This window comes from Protofrankia sp. CiP3 (assembly GCF_917627345.1).
GTDB lineage: Bacteria > Actinomycetota > Actinomycetes > Frankiales > Frankiaceae > Protofrankia.
Window position 1 is genome coordinate 1 of the sequence record NZ_CAKJTM010000094.1, and the last position, 17,620, is coordinate 17,620.

The 17,620-nt window shown below is 67.2% G+C and carries 17 protein-coding genes and 1 tRNA gene; 12 read left to right on the forward strand and 6 right to left on the reverse strand.

The window, feature by feature from the left end; all coding sequences use genetic code 11:
* Positions 1-415 precede the first annotated feature (415 nt).
* Both MJ797_RS21695 and MJ797_RS21700 read left to right on the forward strand, forming a co-directional pair.
* The gene (locus tag MJ797_RS21695; protein WP_239340252.1) at positions 416-1,471 is read left to right on the forward strand and encodes a hypothetical protein; all 1,056 of its coding nucleotides are present in this window, start codon (positions 416-418) and stop codon (positions 1,469-1,471) included.
* 85 nt (positions 1,472-1,556) lie between these two features.
* The gene (locus tag MJ797_RS21700; protein ID WP_239340255.1) at positions 1,557-2,138 is read left to right on the forward strand and encodes a TerD family protein; all 582 of its coding nucleotides are present in this window, start codon (positions 1,557-1,559) and stop codon (positions 2,136-2,138) included.
* Between the two features lie 126 nt (positions 2,139-2,264).
* On the opposite strand, the gene MJ797_RS21705 is transcribed toward MJ797_RS21700, so the two are convergent.
* Genes MJ797_RS21705 through MJ797_RS21715 form a run of 3 tightly spaced genes read right to left on the reverse strand, consistent with a single transcriptional unit; the run spans position 2,265 to position 4,347 of the window.
* Positions 2,265-2,558 carry a type II toxin-antitoxin system RelE/ParE family toxin gene (locus tag MJ797_RS21705; RefSeq protein ID WP_239340258.1) on the reverse strand — a complete coding sequence of 98 codons (294 nt, stop codon included), beginning with the start codon at positions 2,556-2,558 and terminating at the stop codon, positions 2,265-2,267.
* Entirely contained in the window at positions 2,555-4,144 is a 1,590-nt protein-coding gene (locus MJ797_RS21710; protein WP_239340261.1) for a hypothetical protein, read from the reverse strand. The genes MJ797_RS21705 and MJ797_RS21710 overlap by 4 nt, the downstream gene beginning before the upstream one ends.
* Positions 4,141-4,347 (reverse strand): hypothetical protein, encoded by a 207-nt coding sequence (locus MJ797_RS21715; RefSeq protein ID WP_239340264.1) that lies wholly within the window; start codon positions 4,345-4,347, stop codon positions 4,141-4,143. Before MJ797_RS21715 ends, MJ797_RS21710 begins: the two co-directional genes overlap by 4 nt.
* Before the next feature lie 419 nt (positions 4,348-4,766).
* On the opposite strand from MJ797_RS21715, the gene MJ797_RS21720 reads away from it, so the two are divergent.
* Together MJ797_RS21720 and MJ797_RS21725 are read left to right on the forward strand one after the other, a co-directional pair.
* Complete coding sequence (locus tag MJ797_RS21720; protein WP_239310815.1) at positions 4,767-5,117, forward strand: DUF5999 family protein; 351 nt, start codon at positions 4,767-4,769, stop codon at positions 5,115-5,117.
* An 85-nt stretch (positions 5,118-5,202) separates the two neighbouring features.
* The gene (locus tag MJ797_RS21725; RefSeq protein ID WP_308128356.1) at positions 5,203-6,693 is read left to right on the forward strand and encodes a phosphatase PAP2 family protein; all 1,491 of its coding nucleotides are present in this window, start codon (positions 5,203-5,205) and stop codon (positions 6,691-6,693) included.
* Here MJ797_RS21725 and MJ797_RS21730 read toward each other — a convergent pair.
* Positions 6,602-7,504 (reverse strand): hypothetical protein, encoded by a 903-nt coding sequence (locus tag MJ797_RS21730; protein ID WP_239340266.1) that lies wholly within the window; start codon positions 7,502-7,504, stop codon positions 6,602-6,604. The genes MJ797_RS21725 and MJ797_RS21730 overlap by 92 nt on opposite strands.
* Before the next feature lie 521 nt (positions 7,505-8,025).
* Here MJ797_RS21730 and MJ797_RS21735 point away from each other — a divergent pair.
* A complete protein-coding gene (locus MJ797_RS21735; protein WP_239340268.1) occupies positions 8,026-8,790 on the forward strand; it encodes a pirin-like bicupin family protein in 765 nt (254 codons plus the stop codon).
* 46 nt (positions 8,791-8,836) lie between these two features.
* Here MJ797_RS21735 and aceE read toward each other — a convergent pair whose 3' ends face one another.
* Positions 8,837-11,590, reverse strand: coding sequence for a pyruvate dehydrogenase (acetyl-transferring), homodimeric type (aceE, locus tag MJ797_RS21740; protein WP_305039798.1), 2,754 nt, complete (start codon positions 11,588-11,590; stop codon positions 8,837-8,839).
* Positions 11,591-11,866: 276 nt separating this feature from the next.
* On the opposite strand from aceE, the gene MJ797_RS21745 reads away from it, so the two are divergent.
* Positions 11,867-12,271 carry a secondary thiamine-phosphate synthase enzyme YjbQ gene (locus tag MJ797_RS21745; protein WP_239340280.1) on the forward strand — a complete coding sequence of 135 codons (405 nt, stop codon included), beginning with the start codon at positions 11,867-11,869 and terminating at the stop codon, positions 12,269-12,271.
* A 186-nt stretch (positions 12,272-12,457) separates the two neighbouring features.
* Positions 12,458-12,895: a DUF3052 domain-containing protein gene (locus MJ797_RS21750; protein WP_239340282.1), complete on the forward strand. Its 438-nt coding sequence runs from the start codon at positions 12,458-12,460 to the stop codon at positions 12,893-12,895.
* A 279-nt stretch (positions 12,896-13,174) separates the two neighbouring features.
* Here MJ797_RS21750 and MJ797_RS21755 read toward each other — a convergent pair whose 3' ends face one another.
* Positions 13,175-13,900: a DUF4234 domain-containing protein gene (locus tag MJ797_RS21755; protein WP_239340284.1), complete on the reverse strand. Its 726-nt coding sequence runs from the start codon at positions 13,898-13,900 to the stop codon at positions 13,175-13,177.
* Positions 13,901-14,186: 286 nt separating this feature from the next.
* Between MJ797_RS21755 and MJ797_RS21760 the strand changes: the two genes are divergently transcribed.
* From MJ797_RS21760 to MJ797_RS21780, 5 genes are all read left to right on the forward strand, one after another.
* A complete protein-coding gene (locus MJ797_RS21760) occupies positions 14,187-14,645 on the forward strand; it encodes a peroxiredoxin (RefSeq protein WP_239340293.1) in 459 nt (152 codons plus the stop codon).
* A gap of 224 nt (positions 14,646-14,869) precedes the next feature.
* Positions 14,870-15,169: a hypothetical protein gene (locus tag MJ797_RS21765; RefSeq protein WP_239340295.1), complete on the forward strand. Its 300-nt coding sequence runs from the start codon at positions 14,870-14,872 to the stop codon at positions 15,167-15,169.
* A gap of 129 nt (positions 15,170-15,298) precedes the next feature.
* Positions 15,299-15,373, forward strand: a tRNA-Val gene (locus MJ797_RS21770).
* 181 nt (positions 15,374-15,554) lie between these two features.
* A complete protein-coding gene (locus MJ797_RS21775; RefSeq protein ID WP_239340297.1) occupies positions 15,555-15,812 on the forward strand; it encodes a hypothetical protein in 258 nt (85 codons plus the stop codon).
* 123 nt (positions 15,813-15,935) lie between these two features.
* Complete coding sequence (locus MJ797_RS21780) at positions 15,936-17,291, forward strand: ImmA/IrrE family metallo-endopeptidase (RefSeq protein WP_239340301.1); 1,356 nt, start codon at positions 15,936-15,938, stop codon at positions 17,289-17,291.
* The last annotated feature ends 329 nt before the right edge of the window (positions 17,292-17,620 follow it).

Genomic DNA, 17,620 nt, shown 5'->3' on the forward strand with positions numbered 1-17,620 from the left:
CGACAGGCGATTACGCGTTTACGGCACGAGCAGGCGACTATGCGTTTACGACGTTGTCATTTCCACGGCCCAGATGCATCATGATCGAATTTTGCCGCGGCTGGCGGGCCGCCTGACCCGCCGTCAGCGGCGTCGCCGGTCGGCCGCTCACTGGTGGACAACGGGTAAGCATGCTGGGTGAGCGGTGAACAGGTTGGTGAGCAGGTTGGGTGAGCGTGGCGCGTGCGCCTCGGTGAGGCTGGCGGATGAGGCTGGCGGGCGCTGAAGGTTCGTTGTGATTTCGCTGCGTACCTGATTCCCTCGTTGCGAGGGCGGTCCGTTGATCTGCGCCCGGTGAGAACTGTGACCGTTTCGTTGGCGCGCGGACGGGCGGATCCCCTGTGCAGGCAACCTTCGTCGACCTACGCTCAGTTCGATGACGCGGTTCGCGGATCGTGACGGTGGCACGGGGGGACGGCATCGATCACCCTGGGGGAGATCGGGCCGGATCCTTCCTATCCGTTGGGGGCGCATCGTCGCCGCGGCCACGGCGTTGCTGATCGTCGTGGGGGTGGGCGCGTGGCTGCGCTTCCGGCCGGCCGGGGCGCAGGCGGTCCCACCGCACGAGCCCGCGGCCGTCGCGGTGACAGGGGCCTCCGGCGCCGTCGCCAGGGGCGTAACCACGCCGCCCACCCCCGTCGACACGGGCCGCGGCAGCGTGAACGAGGCCACGGCCGGCGGCGCTCCCAGCCCCACCGGACGATCGACAATGCCGCTGCCGGTGGTCGCCGCCGACGGCGGCGCCCGGATCATCTCCCCCACGGCAACCGCGGCCTCGGTCGCGAGCCTGGTGTTCGCGCCCGGCACGGTCGGCTTCGGCTCGGTCAACTCCTCGGCCACGGTGGAACTGCGCAACACCGGTACCACCGCCGTCGATTACCGGTTCGCGGCAGCCCCGGCCTGGCTCACCATCGCCCCTTCGGCCGGCGCGGTCGCCGCGGGTGGCCGCGCGACAACTGTTTTTTCCCTCGACCGCGCCGCCGCACCGGTTGGCACGGTGGATATCGCGGTCGCGGTCGCCGCTCGCGGCGGCGGGGCAGCGGCCGACAGCCGCGGGGCGATTCGGGTGACCGCGACCGTGTCCGGTCCGCCCGCCATCGACTCGGTCGCCGCGGTCCCGTCGATCGTCTACCCGCTGGGATGCGCGTCCGCGTCCAGCCCGGCCCAGTCGACGGTGTCGGTGCGGGCGACCGACTCGACCGGTGTTTTCGGTGTACGGCTGGTAGCCCGGCTGCCGGATGGCCGGACGACGACCACCTCCCTCGATCTTGACAGCGCGACCGGGCAGCAGTCCGCTTGGTCAGGGCCGGTCGGGCCATCGACCACCGCTGGTCCGTTGTCCTTCACCGTCACGGTCACCGACCTCAACGGTTTGCATGCCGACTCCACAGGTTCCCTGGACGTGCGGGAGTGTCCCGCCCCGGCCGGGTGAGGGGCGTCGCGGGGCCGATGTCCCCGGCTGCCGGATCATGGACCTTGCGCCACTGCGGACGTGACAGAGGCATTAAGCTCCGCGTATGGCATCGGTGTCGCTGTCCAAGGGCGGCAATGTGTCGCTCAGCAAGGTCGCTCCGAACCTCACGGCGGTGACCGTCGGTCTGGGCTGGCAGGTACGCCAGACCTCCGGCGCAGATTACGATCTTGATGCGAGCGCGATTGTCGTCAACAACCTGGGCAAGGTTCTGTCCGACCAGTACTTCGTCTTCTTCAACAACCTGATGAGCCCCGACGGGGCCGTGAAGCACCTGGGTGACAACCTTGTCGGTGGTGGCGGCGGCGATGACGAGCAGATCACCGTTGAGCTGTTCGCGCTCACCCCGCAGGCGTCCAAAGTCGTCTTCGCGGTGTCGATCTACGATGCGGAGTCGCGCCGGCAGACCTTCGGCCAGGTTCGGGACGCGTTCATCCGGGTGGTCGACTCGACGGCCGGCACGGAGATCGCCCGTTACGATCTCACCGAGGATGCCTCCACCGAGACGGCGATGATTTTCGGGGAGCTCTACCGCCACGCCAACGAGTGGAAGTTCCGCGCGGTTGGCCAGGGCTATGCCTCCGGCCTGCGGGGGATCGCCCTCGACTTCGGGGTCAACGTCTCCTGAGCGCCTTTGCGGGCCACTGCGGCTGCCAGCAGGGGCGTAGGAGAGCGGCGAGCTCCGACAGCACCGGTGGCCCGAGCCGAACGTGGGCGAGCCCTTCCCGTCGCGGGAGCGCGGTCGCCTGCCGGGCTACGAGGCACGTCGGCCCTGATCGTGAGGTCGGTTTTGATCGCCGCGTTTGGCAACGACCATGACACGTACGGTAAGGGTATTGGCGTCTACCTGGTAGAGGATCCGCCAGGCTGGGCCGGCCGCCTCCCACATGGTGGAGCGCGACTCCGGCAGGGGGGTCCCGGCCTTGCGGGGATCGTTGCGCAGCGGCCCATGGAAGAATCGGCGGATCTCGCCCGCTGTTCTGTCCGGCAGCCGTTCCAGGTCGCGCTCGGCCGACGCGGAGACGGTCACTTCGTGTCGTGTGCTCATGCTGTCCCGCCGTCCGCGGGCGCGCCCAGCGGGAGGATCGGCGTCGGGCATATCCGGTTGTTCACACCGTGATCGTAGAAGTCTTTGTTGCCGGTTGTCGCAGGTTCCGGCGGCCAGCCCGAGCCTTTCCCCGGCAGCTCGGCCGCGGCGCGGGCCGCGGTGACCTGATGCCAGCCGAACGCGGCGGCCGGGGGGAACAGCAGCAGTGCGGGCAGCATGTAGCGGTAGTCGAAACACACGGTTGCCGACGGGATGACCAGCAGGGCCATGCCCGCGGTGATGAGCAGCGCGCAGTCGGCTCGGATCCGCCCGGTTTCGCCGTGCTCCCCGTTACGCGATGCCCGGGACCGACGCGGGACCCCGGCGGCGGCACCGAGCACGGCCAGTACGGCCAGCGCGCCCAGCGCGGGCCCGGGGGTGTAGACGTGGTGCTGGTAGGCCCGCAGGAACGCGGCCGGCGCCGGGGCCACGCCACGGGCGGCCCCGCCACCGTCGAAGGTCACGAGTGGCGCGCTGGTGTTCCAGTAGGCGGGCACCGGGCCAGCGGGGAAGCGCCAGGTACCGACAGGCCAGTCACGCGGGCCGGACCGCCGCCCGGGTGCGAAGTAGTGGGCCACGTCGCCGAGCACCATCCGGGCGTAATCCTCCGGCTGGTGCTCGATGACCTGGTGGGCGAAGTCAGCCAGGGCGGCCTTTTTCGCGGCCTCGGGAAGGCCGACGGTGAAGCGGGGGCTGTGGTGGTTCCACACGTAGTAGTTCGGGCCGGGCCGCTCGCCCGGCGGGTGGGGAGAGCACAACTGATTCGTCGACGGGGTGAGATCGAGGCGTGCGCAGTCGGCGATGGGCGCGACCCGGCCGTAGAGCCAGTAGGTGTCGCCACCGGTCAGTGCGTAGGAACCGTGTGTCGCGTGAAACCAGAACATGTACCCGAGCAGCGGTACGGCCAGCGTCCCGGCGAACGCAACCGATCGTGACCATCCGACCCGTCGGGCGACGAGGTAGAGCAGCGCCAGTAGCCCGAGGGCGATACCGACCGTGCGGACGAGCGCGGCGAGCGCGAGCATGCCGCCGGCGAGCCCGCAGGCCCACGGCGACGGTTGCGGGTTCCACAACAGGGCGACGACCCCGGCGACCATCAGGACGTCGAACAATGTTTCCGCCATGACGAAGTGTTCGATGTTCACCTGGTAGGCGTCCAGGAGCACCGGCGCCGCCGCGAGTGCCGCGACGCCAGGCGCGATACCGCGGTGCGTGAGAAGCGCGTAGAGGACAAGCCCGAGCGCCACACCGAGGGCGTGTTGAACGGCGGGCACCACCCACAGTTCGCCGGTCCCGGCCAACGCGCGCAGCATGACCGGGTAACCCGCGGGCCGGACCGAATCCGGCGTGAGGTGCCGGGCGAGCTGGAGATAGGCGTAGGAGTCGCCGGCAAATTCAAAAGCGGGCCGGTAAGCGACCATCGCGAGCACCCGTAATGCGCTGGCCAGGCTGGCCAGAAGGATTATCAGGCAGTGCCGTCGCAGGTCAGCCGGGCGTATGCCGAACATCGGCAGCAGGGCGCGCCAGCCGGCGGGGATGGTTTTCATGCATGTATCGCGAAATACACCCGAAAGGACTTCGCCTCGAACGGACGAGGCTGCGGCAGCCGCTGCCGCGCTGCTGCCGTGCTGCCCCCTGCCGTGCTGCCCGCTGCCGCCGCACGGGCCGGCGCCGCGAGTGCTGTCGTGGCCCGGACGTCGGCAGTGCCCGCGTCCGGGCCGTATGGCGGCTGATACCTCAGCATCTTCATCGACATGAACCGCTCTGTAGGTACCCGTGCGGGTCGCCCGCGGGGCCGCGAGATCCCGGCCGGCCGCCAACGGGCCGGGTACGGGCCTGTAATGGGTCCAGGAAAAGGTACCGAAGACGTTTTCCCGCCATCAGGCGGCATCGATATATCCGATATCTGTCACCGGGTAGTTTCAACGTGTTGATTGCTGGTAGTGGTGGTCGCGACAGAGCAGCGGTCGGCTACGAAGCGCGTCGAGTTGTGGCTCTCTCGTCATCCAGCGATCCGCGCATCTACCCATGAAGCATGCTGCTTGTGAACTCCGTCCGCAGCCGAACTCGATGTACATCCGAAGTGCGTCCACATGGGAACCATGTCCACCGCGAAGACAGGCAGGTCGATGTGACGTCCGTTACCTGGGGGCGTAATCTTCTGTGACTGTGCGAGGAACAACGGTTTCTGGAGATCCATCGACAAGGACGTCGGCGAGTTCACAGGTACCCACCGCGTCTCACCTGCCCGGCCCGGCGAGCTGTCCGCACTCCCCGGCCTGTCCTTCCGCCGCCAGTCCCGACCGGGACGCCGCGCGGGTCACGATTCGACACTACGATCAGGGATGGAGCCTGCTGTGCAATGGCGTGATCTTGTTTGACGACACAGGGGAGATTCTGCCGACAGGGGGCACCATCGAGCCCCGGCGAGGACTTCCGAGCCTGGTGAGCAGCGCTGCCGCGGCGGTTGTGACACGCCACCAGACAGCCCTGCCGACACCGCGTAGCCGCACTGCCTGACGCGGCCCGCCAGCAGCGGGGCCTCGTCACCGGAAGCGGGCTGGCCGCGGACGGGGCACGATTGCCGCTCTCGGTCGTTTCCGGCGTGGACCGGGCCGTCTTCGCCCGGCTTGCCGCTGTTCGTCCGCTGCTCGACCCGATCCTGCCGGGCCTGTCCCGGGCTGGCGACCACGGCCTGCTGTGGTGGGGGACAGCGGTGGTGCTTGGCGTCAGCAGAGGACGGCGCAGGCGAGCGGCCTTTCGAGGCGTGCTGGCCCTCGGGCTCGCCAGCGCGACCGCGAACGGACCAGCCAAGGTGGTGTTCCGCCGGGGCCGTCCTGATCAGAACGGCGTACCGCTGCGCCGCCGGCTCCGCCGGGATCTCACAACTTTTTCCTTTCCCTCCGGCCATGCCGCCTCCGCCGCGGCGTTTGCCACCGCGGCCGCGATGGACGCGCCGGTCGCGGCGATCCCGGTCGGGATCCTCGCTTCGGCGGTGGCCTTTTCCCGGGTCTATGTCGGCGTCCACTACCCGAGTGACGTTCTCGCGGGTGTCGCCATCGGGATTACGGCGGCGCTGGCGACGACCAAGGTCATGCCCAGGCGTCCGTACACTCCGGTGCGGGCTCGTCCGGCTCCACCATCGGTGCCGACGTTACCCGACGGCGCGGGCCTGGTGGTTGTCGTCAACGAACAGGCTGGCGGTGGTCACAACCATGACATCCTGGCGGTCATCGGCGCTTTCCTTCCCCAGGCGGAGATCCTGCGGGCGGGCGCCGACGGCGAGCTGAGACAGGCGCTGCTCGCGGCCGCGCGGCGCGCCAGGGTGCTCGGCGCGGTAGGCGGCGACGGGACCGCCGCCGAGGCCGCCCAGGTCGCGCTGGACCACGGCCTGCCGCTCGCCCTCTTCCCCGGTGGCACTCTCAACCACTTCGCCACCGACCTGGGTCTCGGCTCCGCCGAGGCCACGGCGCGCGCGGTGCGAAGCGGTACGGCGGTCAGCGTTGACGTCGGGCGTATCGACGGCGTCCGGCCGATTGGGAGCCGATTCGGGCACATCTACCTCAACACCGTGAGTATCGGCAGTTATCCGGACATGGTCGCCATCCGGGAGAAGCTCGAGGCCAGGATGGGCAAGTGGCCGGCTATGGCATTCGCGCTGGTCTCGGTGCTGCGGCGCGAACCGGCGGTTCAGGTGGAGATCAACGGGCGCCAGCGCCGGCTGTGGCTGGTTTTCGTGGGTAATGGGATCTACCGGCCGGACGGGTTTGCCCCGACCTACCGCGAGCGTCTGGACGAGGGGCTTCTGGACCTCCGTCTTGTCGACGGCAAATCCCCGTTCGCCCGGACGCGGCTGGCGGGAGCCATCCTGACCGGTTCCCTTGGCCGGAGCCGGGTCTACGAGCAGACATCGGTCAAGCGGGTGCGGCTGCTGTCCAGGCAGGGGCCGTTGTCCTTCGCGCACGACGGCGAGGTCGGCACGGAGATCGTCCATTTAACGATCACTACGAATGCCGTTCGCCTGATGATCTATCGGGAGGAAGATCCCGGCCCGGCTGTCGCCGTTCGCCGCCGTGGCGGTTCTGCGGCGGGATGAGCGTGTGCAGCGGTGCCGTCAGGCTGGCGAGCGTATCCGGGTCGAGGATGTCCTGGACGAGCAGCGCGCAGGCGAGATCGGCACACAGCTCCATGACACGCTGGTCGGCAGCGGCGTCATCGGTATTGATCATGTTGCGGCAGGACGGGCACAGCCGCCAGAACCCCTCGGCGGCGCTGCGCCGGACCAGAGTCCACACGCGCCGGCGACCGGTACGCACGGCGCTGTTGAAGGCGGTTTCCATCGCATCCCGGTGCTCGCTCTCGTCGCGGGTGAGCGCGGTGACGAGCAGGCAGTCGTAGACCCGGAGGCTGTCGGCATCGTGGCAACGGCGCGCGAGCACCGGCAGCGCCGCGAGGACCCGCTTGACCTCGGATCCGAAAGGGCCGAGGTCCGGTTCGTGGCCTCGGCCGCGCGGGTAGACGGCACGCCACGGTCGCGTCAGCGCCGCGTACTCCGACCGCGTGAGGATCGGTTTTGCGTAGGCGGCGGCGATTGCGTCACGAATTGCCTTGAGCGCGGTCGCGGTGATGCCCGGATCGACCGTCACGTAGTCGTCGATGCCCGCGAGGTCATCGGCGTAGATGGCCGAGAGCGCGTCGAAGGCGGCGAGAACCTCGACGACCAGCGGGGCGTCCGGTGAGAGCGCCTTGTCCCGCGCGGCGGCGAGCTGTGAGGTGTTGTGCCAAGCCGACGCGAGCTGGTTGAGCTCAGCGTCACTGGTATGTACCAGTTGCGTGAGGATGGTGAGAATACCACGCAGGTTGGGGTGATCCTCCAGCCGGTTGATCCGACGTGACCGCAGAATCATGTTTTTTTCCCGAGTGTTATGCGGGCCACCTCACGACCTCGCGTTCAGGTAGTAACGCCAGGTAACAATTGTGTTGCTGGTAACCGATGACATCTGTTTCGCCGAGCTGTCGGCAGCCGTCACATCGCCTCCTCGGAGGCACTCACGTTGCGTTTGGACCACCTGGCCAACAGCCTCAGGGGCTGGTGGGGCAGCGATAGCGCGATCATAGCTCTTTCGGGTTCCCGGCAGCCCCCCAGGGCCGGGAGGGGCGATGGTGCTGCAATCATCAGAGCCCGCCTGGCCGGACGATGACCGTGCGGCCAGGACGGTCATCGTCCGGCCGGAGACCCTTGGGACCCGCCGCTCGGGACCGTCCTGACCGCGAGGTGAGGACGAATACGTTGGACCATGGTCTGGGGGCATCCACGTGGGACGCACTCTACGACAACTCGCGAGCTGAGAGTAGCTGCACCAATGGTAGCGGACAGGTATAGATGAGTGACAAGAAAGGGTAGGACGGGACTGTGACTGATATCTCGATGTCGCGAGGAACGGCGATTGCCGTCAGGCGCTCGGACAGCCGGGCCGTCACCCGAAAGCCATGGCTGGAGTCGCGCCACTCGTTCGCGTTCGGTCGTCACTATGACCCTGCCAATACCCACTTCGGCCTGCTGCTGGTCAACAACGATGACAGCATCGCTCCTGGTGGTGGTTTCAGCACCCACGCGCACCGGGACATGGAGATCGTGACCTGGGTCCTCGAGGGTGAGCTTACGCATACCGATTCCACCGGAAGCAGCGGTGTGATCAGCCCCGGGATCGTCCAGCGCATGAGCGCGGGCACCGGGATCCTGCACGCGGAACTGAACGCGGCGGTGGGCTCCGAAGCGCGGGAACCTGTCCCAGGAGATCCCGGTATAGTCCGCTTTATCCAGATGTGGGTGATTCCGGACATAGCGGGGATCACCCCTGGCTACGCCCAGATGGATGTGACGGACGCGCTCGCCGCGGGTGACCTGGTGGCGGTGGCCGGCGGCGGCGGTTCGCGGGCGGCGGTTGACATTCGGCAGAACAACGCCATCCTGCATGGCGCACGCCTGCCCGAGTCCGGCTGCGTGCGGCTGCCGGCCGCGCCATGGGTACATCTGTTCGTCGCGCGTGGCACGGTTACGTTGGAGACCTCTGGTGATCTCACCGCTGGTGACGCGGCCCGGATCCGAGGCTGTGACGGGCTTGTGGTCAGCGCGTCGGCCGGGCCGGCGGAAATCCTGGTCTGGGAGATGCACGCCACCCTCGGCCGGTGAGAGCACCCGCCGTCGGCATCCCGGATCGGGATGCCGACGGCGACCACTAGTCACGCAGTCCGTAGCGGCGGATCGCGTCCTCGACGACGGCGGTCTTGACCGAGCCGTGGCGCGCCAGCGCCTCCAGCGTCGCCACCGTGATCGATTGGGCGTCCACGTGGAAGTGGCGACGCAATGCCGCCCGGGTGTCGGAGCGCCCGTAGCCGTCGGTGCCGAGGGAGGAGTAGTCCTGTGGAATCCACCGCGAGATCTGGTCCGGTACCGCCCGCATCCAGTCACTTACGGCAATCACTGGTCCGGGTGCCCCTTCCAGGAGACGGGTCGCGTATGGCCGGCGTTCCACCGAATCCGGATTCAGCAGATTGTGTTCCTCGCAGCTGAGAGCCTCCCGGCGCAGCTCGTTCCAGGAGGTCACCGACCACACGTCCGCTTCCACGCCGAAATCGTTCGCCAGCAGCTCCTGGGCCTCCAGCGCCCACCGCATACCGGTGCCGCTGGCCAGCAGCTGTGCGCAATGCGGTGCCGCGCCTGACGCGATCTCCGCCGGCGACCGAGCGGTCAGGCCAGCGTCGGCGAACGGCCGGAACAGATACATACCGGCGAGGATCTGTGCCGGGTCGATCCCGGCCGGTTCGGCCGGCTGCGGGAAAGGCTCGTTGTAGACGGTCAGATAGTAGAAGACGTTTTCGTCGCGCTCGCCGTACATGCGGTCGAGGCCGTCGCGGACGATGTGGGAGACCTCGAAAGCAAACGCGGGATCATAGGCCACGCAGGCCGGGTTCGTCGAGGCGAGCAGCAGCGAATGGCCGTCCTGGTGCTGGAGCCCCTCACCGTTGAGAGTGGTGCGCCCGGCGGTGGCGCCGAGCAGGAACCCGCGGCCGAGCTGGTCACCGAACGCCCACATCTGGTCGCCGGTCCGCTGAAATCCGAACATCGAGTAGAAGACGTACACCGGGATCATATGGACCCCATGGGTGGCATACGCGGTGCCCGCGGCTATGACCGAACCCATCGAGCCGGCTTCGTTGATGCCCTCGTGCAGCATCTGGCCGGATTCGGACTCCTGGTAGGAGAGCAGCAGGTCGCGGTCGACCGCCTCATAGCGCTGCCCGTGTGGTGAGTATATTTTGGCGGTCGGGAACATGGCGTCCATACCGAAGGTACGGGCTTCGTCCGGGATGACCGGGACGAAGTGGGCGCCTATCTCCTTCGTCTTCAGTAGATCCTTGAACAGGCGGACGAAGGCCATGGTGGTCGCCACCGGCTGTTTGCCCGAGCCCCGTCGTAGATCATCGAAGATTGATTTCGGTGGCTGGGGAAGGGGCCGCGCCAGCACGACCCGCCGGGGGAGCGAACCGTCGAGGGCGGCCCGTCGCTCCCGCATGTACTGGATCTCGTCCGAATCCGGGCCGGGATGGAAGTACGGGGGCAGATCCAGCTCGAGATCGGCGTCGGGAATTTCCAGGTAGAGGCGGTCGCGGAATTCCTTCAGCTCGCCCTTGGTGAGCTTTTTCATCTGGTGCGTGGCATTACGGGCCTCGAAGTCCTTGCCCAGCGTCCAGCCTTTGATGGTGTGGGCGAGGATGACCGTGGGCTGGCCGGCGTGCTCGGTCGCGGCCTTGTAGGCGGCATAGAGCTTGCGGTAATCGTGACCGCCGCGTGAAAGTTTGCGCAGGTCGTCGTCGGAAAGGTCCTTGACCATGCGGCGCAGCCGGGCGTCCGCCCCGAAGAAGTGCTCCCGGATGTAGGCTCCGGACGACGTCGTGTAAGTCTGGAACTGGCCGTCCGGCGTCGTGTTCATGCGGTGTACCAGGACCCCGTCGGTGTCCTGGGCGAGCAGGGGGTCCCAGTCGCGCCCCCAGACCACCTTGATGACGTTCCAGCCGGCACCGCGGAACAGGGATTCCAGCTCCTGCATGATTTTGCCGTTGCCGCGTACCGGGCCGTCGAGACGCTGCAGATTGCAGTTCACGACGAAGATCAGATTATCGAGTTCCTCCCGGGCCGCGATGCCGAGGGCACCGATTGATTCGGGCTCGTCCATCTCGCCGTCGCCGAGGAAGGCCCATACCCGGCTGCGCGAGGTGTCCTTGATTCGCCGGTTCAGCAGGTACCGGTTGAACCGGGCCTGATAGATGGCATGGATCGGTCCGAGGCCCATCGAGACCGTCGGGAACTCCCAGAAGCCGGGCATCAGACGTGGGTGTGGGTATGATGAAAGCCCGTCCGCCTCGCTCTCACGGCGGAAGGCGTCAAGAGAGCCGGCGGTCAGCCGGCCCTCGAGGAAGGCTCTGGCGTAGATTCCCGGCGAGGCGTGGCCCTGGACGAAGATCTGGTCGCCGGAGTCGCTGCCCGGCCCTGCGGTCAGGTTGTCCTTACCGCGGAAGAAGTGGTTGAATCCAACCTCGTAGAGCGCGGCGCTTGAGGCATAGGTGGCGATATGACCGCCAACGCCGTATTCGGGCCGATTTGCCCGGCTTACCATGATTGCCGCGTTCCATCGGATATACGCGCGTATGCGCCGTTCGATGTGCTCGTCGCCCGGAAACCACGGCTCCCGCTCCGGCGGAATGGTGTTGATGAAGTCGGTGCTGGTGAGCCCAGGCACACCGACGGCCTTCTCCCGGGCCCGCTCCAGCAGCTTGAGCATGAGGAATCTTGCCCGACCGCGGCCCTGCTCGTCGATCACTGAGTCCAGGGAATCCAGCCATTCGCTGGTTTCGGACGGGTCGATGTCCGGCAACTGGCTGGGAAGCCCATCGGTGATGACCGAGAACCTCCTGCCGCTGTCCTTCGCCACGCGTTCTCCCTGCCGTCACTTGGTCGTTGTTCGCATGTTCGGTCGCGAGTAGGTCCCCTTCCATCGTGCTCTGCGCGGGCCGTCTCGTCACGCGCCCCCCTGGTTACCTGCCGGTAGGGACGCGGGTCGGCGGCCGGGGCGCAAGCGGCGGCGACCCGCCGCGACAGGTACGGCGCCACCGGCCGATCGGCCCGCCACCGATGCGCCGGATTTGTGAAACCGCTGGGGACAATGGCTGACGACGACGACGGATGGCGGCGGGGGCGAAGGGGATTCATGGAGACGACGACGCTGTCGGTGCGCACCGGTGCCGAGGAATGTGTTTGTGATCTCACAGCTGCGGCACGACGATTCGTGACCGGTCGTGGGAGCGGCCTGCTGTCCGTGTTCGTCCCGCATGCGACTGCCGGACTCGCGATCCTTGAGCTCGGGTCGGGCAGCGACGCGGATCTTCTTGCCGCGCTTGCGGGGCTGTTGCCAGTTGATTATAAATGGTATCACGCACACGGGTCAGATGGTCACGGAAGGTCACACGTATTGCCCGCGTTGATCGCACCATCGTTGACCGTTCCGGTTCTCGATGGTCGCCTGCTGCTCGGGACATGGCAGTCCATCGCATTGGTTGATCTCAACGTGGACAATCCCGAACGCACGGTTCGGCTCTCGTTCCTGTCCGGATGAGAGGGCGAGGGCGACACCTTTGTCCACAACTACCGGCGTGGCACTTGCGCTGCCCGGGGGTGCTCCGGTGGACTAGGTCTACGGCGACGCGGGCGGTAGGTGGATCGAAAGTCCACCGCGCGGCCCAGCCGTTGCACGCGGACAGCGTGTCCGTGTGCTGCTGACACGAGCAGGAGGTTGTTGAGGGTGAGTCCGACCGCGGCGAACGCCGAGGGTCAGCGGCGTGCGGAACGTCTGGGTATCACGCCAGGGGTACTGGTTCAGTCGCTTAACGAAGACGATGACATCGCCCATGATCTTCTAGGTGCCGTCACCTCTGTCAGCGGAACGGAACTCGTCCCGGAGGACTCCGACGATGTGGTCGACGTTGTACTGCTGTGGTGGCGGGACGACGACGGCGACCTCGTGGAGGCGCTCATCGACGCGCGCCGCCAGCTGTCCGAGGCTGGGGTGATCTGGCTTCTGACGCCGAAGGCCGGCAGACGGGGGCATGTCGAACCCAGTGACGTCCTGGAGGCGGTACCGACCGTTGGCTTGGTGCAGACCAGCACCGTGAGCGTTGCCGCGGAATGGGCCGGAATGCGTCTGGCCGCACCGAAGTCCCAACGGATCCGGCATCGTTAGAGCCCGTTGTGAATCTTGTGTTCGGGCCGCGAGTCGCGTCCAGGTGCTTCCTGGCACGGAGGAAGGCCGCACCGATACCGGATGAGCCGTATCGGTGCGGCCGACAACGAAGCCGGGTGCCGGCTGGGCGTGGATCGCCCGGACAGAAGATCTGAAACAGGTTCTTGGCGTCCCTTGGGACCCCGGTCGCCGGCCAGATCCGGTGGCGGCCGGGGGCGTACGGGCCGCCCGTTGGGCCGCGGCGGCCGGTGAGCAGGGCCGGCTGTGGGTGGGTGTGTATCAAGGCCGGGCGGGCAGGGGGACCTGCTGCCCTTCGACCGCGCCCGGGTACCGGTCCCAGATGCGGTTGATCTCACCTTGCAGGTTCAGTGGGCCACAACCGAGAAGAAAGACGGTGAACGCGGCTCCGATTCGTAGCGGGGGCAGGCCCGCCGCTTGTTGTGCTTGGCGTACGTGCGCACACAGTCGCCAGATGGTGATGAACGGTGGAAAGATGAGGAAGACGCCGAGCGTCACCGCAAGCACCGGCCGGATCGGATCGATCATGTTTCGTCGGTCATACTCGTTGATCTCTCTGGTGATCTTATAGATCCAGATGATGCTGTATATACCAAGAGTGATGAGAGGAAGACCGAGCCAGACGGCGAAGGGACTGCGGCGTTTGCCGTAGATGCCGGTATCTGCCGGCTGCGGGTAGCCGCTGGGAGCGGGTGTTGTCGAACCCGGGTTCGCGCGGCCGGGGACCGGCGGCCCACCGGGCTGGGGCACACCGGTGAGCCGGGCGTCGCGTTCGGGCCTGCCGCCCGGCGGACGCGGGCGGCGGGGCTGGTCGTGCTCATCGACGCGCCGCGGCCCGCATGGCTGCTGGCCCCTGTGGGGCTGGCCGTACGGACTGAGGTTCTGGTCGGTCACCGCGTTCCCCTGTTCCGTGTACCGCTCGGTGTACCGTCGGCCGCCCGGTCGCAACTGATCACAGTAGTGCCCCGGTGAGTCGTGCATGGTCATCACAGATGGTCTAGGGCGTGGCGGCTTCGGCCGCGTCCAGTCCGATGGCCGACGAAGCGACCGAGGTAGCGGATTTTTACCCGGAGCGACGTAACAGGGCAAATATTACTGGTTGTGATATTCGCATGTGAGACTTCGGACGCGTCGCTTCCGCATGGTTAGCTGGCCGGCGTGTACCTTCGGCCTGCCGTGGCGGATGTCAAGGCTGATCAGGTGGCATGCTGGGTGCGCATGGTCGACCGCCCTTTCCTGACGGGACACCGTCCGCTGTCGAGAGGATTGCCCAGTGGCCGTAGAGGTGGGCACCGCTGCCCCAGATTTCACTTTGCGTGATCAAAATAACGAGGAGGTTGCGCTCTCGGAGTTCCATGGGCGTCGTAACGTTGTGCTTTTGTTTTACCCGCTCACTTTTACCGGCATCTGCCAGGGCGAGCTCTGCGCGGTCCGTGACGACCTCTCGTCATTCCAGAACGACGATGTGCAGCTGCTCGCCATCTCCGTCGACTCGCCTTACGCGCACAAGGTGTGGGCCGATCGCGAGGGCTATGACTTCCCGCTGCTCGCGGACTTCTGGCCGCATGGCGAGGTTGCGCGCAGTTACGGTGTGCTGGAGGAGAGCAAGGGCTTCGCGGTGCGGGCGACCTTCGTCATCGACAAAGAGGGCATCGTGCGCTGGAGGGTTGTCAACGGGCCTGGCGAAGCACGCGACCATGCCGACTATCTGAAGGCGCTCGCGGCCCTGTAATCTGCCCCCGATCGTCCCGTCATCCCGCCAGGTGTCAGACCGCACCGCAATCATCATCCGGTATGTCACTGGTGGTCCTGAGGGAGTTGGCCGGCCGCCGGGCATGCGATCATGAATCCGCGCCCGGCGGCCTTGAGGGAGTTAGTAGTCGCGCGATGCCGTGTTTTCGTTGTCACGTCCGTCAGACCGATCCCGCGCGCGGGTCCAGCCCATGGCGACGGGCGGTGGTCGACGGTGAACAGGTTCTGTTCTGCCCGCCATGCCAGCAGGTGACGGGATGGTCGGAGGTTCTTGACCGGTGCGATGGCTGCGGCTCCACCCAGCTGGCCAAGGCCCTTGGCGCGGTCTCGTGCCGGGACTGCGGCCGGGAGAGCTCGCCGGTGTCGGCTGGCGAGGGTCTTTCGGTTGCCGCTCCCCAGCTGCCGCGGGGGAGCGCCCGTAGGCAGTCCATGCCTGTGTCTCCCGATCTCAGCGACGAGATCGGGGCCGCGCTCGCGCGGGTGCTGGGCCGTGCCGTGACATAACCGCGGCCACCTGTCCGCGCCCTGCCCCTGCCCCCGACCAGGTGGCTGGCGGCGTCGGGGCTCGTGGCAAACTGGTGCGGCACCGGTTCCCCACGGGAGGGCGATGTTGCGTACCCTTACGAGGGGCCGGGGCGCGTAGCTCAGCGGGAGAGCGCTCGCCTTACAAGCGAGTGGTCGCAGGTTCGATCCCTGCCGCGCCCACCAGCACGAACGCCGACGGGACGAAGGTCGAACCCGGACTGGAACAGCAGCGGGGGACATCTCACGCGGCCGGCGGAGAGTCGCGGGCCACCCCGAGGACACAGATGTGGCGTGCTCGGGCCGACGACCGCCGGTACCCTCGTCTCGTAGCTCTGCTGAGTCGGACACGATAGAGGGGGTCGCGATGCGGGCTCCTCGTCGTCGACGGCCACGCAGCTCGACCCGGCTGACACCCGCCGATCCGGGGCAGCTGGTTGACCTGGCCGCGCGGGTTTCCTATACCCCGAGTCCTGAGCACAAGGATTACATGACCAGCGCTGGGCCGGGGAAGCTGCGAAGCGACGCGTCGGCGTGCCCACGTGATCTCGCGCTCGACGAGGTCACCAAGTGGCTGCACGACGCGATGCGGGCCGGCAATGTTCAGCGCGTACGTCGAGGGTGACTTCCCGCGCTATGGGTGGACGCGGGCCGGGGAACGCGTCTATGAGGTGCGGCTGTGTAACTCGGGCTCCGGCGAGTACAAGAGGTATCCGATCCTTCCCGAGGAAGCTCCGGAGTGGCTTCCGTGAGCATCGGGATCGAACTGCAGATCGAGTGGTTCGACGCACCGGGCGTACGTGCTCCTGAGCTGGCCGCTACGTGGGCGAGGTACCAGCTGTGGGTGGGTGGCAGCTGCGTGACGCAGGTAGAGGAGCCAGATGGCACCTTCCGACGGTCGATCTATGGCAGTCTTTATCCGCTGGCTGAATGGATTGCTGCCAACTGGTGGCTGCTGACGGGGCACCTGCGTCCCTCGGCTACCAGGCCCGCGTACTGGACGTGGTCCAACCTGCGCCGGTATCCCTGGCTGCGCCAGCACAACCTGCGAGGCGCCGGGGACGGGATGGCCTGGCCTGACCTGACGGTGGTGCCCGAAGGCGCGGTCACCCGGGTTGTCTGGGCCGCCGACGAGGACCGGGCACTGGGGCCGTTGCGGTTCGCGTCAAGCGGACGAGCACTGGTGCGTTCCGACGAGGCCAGAAAGGCGATGGCCGGCGTCGTCCAGCGCGTCCTGGACCGGCTCGCGGAGTCGGACGTCGGGAAAACGCCGCTTTCCGTGGAATGGGCGGAGATAGGAAGCGCGGACGAGGACGAGCAGGAGTTCTGCCTGGCGGCGGCAAGACTGGGCCTCGACCCGTACTCCGTCGACGAAGCGACCTCGACGAAGCTGCTGGCCATCGTGCCTGCCATCCCGGCCGAGCTGCAGGCCGACTTTCTGGACACTGCGGACCTCGACGCCCTTGAGATAGCCGCTCAGTGGATCCCAATGGCGTCCGAAGCGGCAGGCCGCGCGTCAGCGGACGCCGCGATGTCGTTGACGCCTCTTCGTGAGGCGGTGGCGGGTGAGCTTGCCGCGGACGCTGTGCCGAACAGCGCTGGCCTTCGGCGGCCATGGCATATCGGCTTTGATATGGCACGCGCGGTACGGCAGGCGCTGAACGCCGAGGCGACCGCGCCCTTCGACATATCCGCCTGGGTGGGTGCACAGGCGCTTCAGGGCCCTGCGGGAGGCCTACAAGGCTTTGCCGCTGTCAGGAACGACCGGTGCGGGCTCGCGCTGAGTGATCCACCGAAGTTCGCGAGCGCTGCGGTGTCTGGTAGCCACTATCAGTCGTTCCGCCGCGCGAAGGCACTCGGCTGGGCGCTTTTCCGGCCGCATCGACAAATCTTCCTCCTGTCCTCCGCCCACACCGGCGATGACCGGGTCGCGGGTGCCTTCGCAGCCGAGCTGCTTGCCCCGGCCGAGGGAATACGCCGTGCGCTGGCGACCCTCGAGACATACGACGAGGACGCCGCCCTCGACGTGATCGCGAGCCACTTCGGCGTCTCGCCACTGACCATAAGACACCAGGTCGACAACCAGCTGGTAGTACTTCGTTAGGTTTGTGATCAAGAGTGCGCCTGGGCGGATGCGGTGAACTTCCCCGTCACCAGGGGCAAACTCGACCTTCCCCACGAACGCGATCGCGCCGGGAGCAAGAACGAGCACGAGCCGCCTCGCTCATCGAGCAGACCGCGCGGTCCACGACGGTGATCCCCATGTCTGCATCATGCCATCAGCGACTATCACGCATCGTGACGTCGAAGGTCGAACGACAAGATCTCAGTCGCGAGCAAAGGTGGAATTGGGCTATGGCAACGTCCGCACGCAAGGTCTCACTTAGAGCGACCGGCAATAGGGGCGCGGCGTCGCGGGGCTGGGGTGCGTGC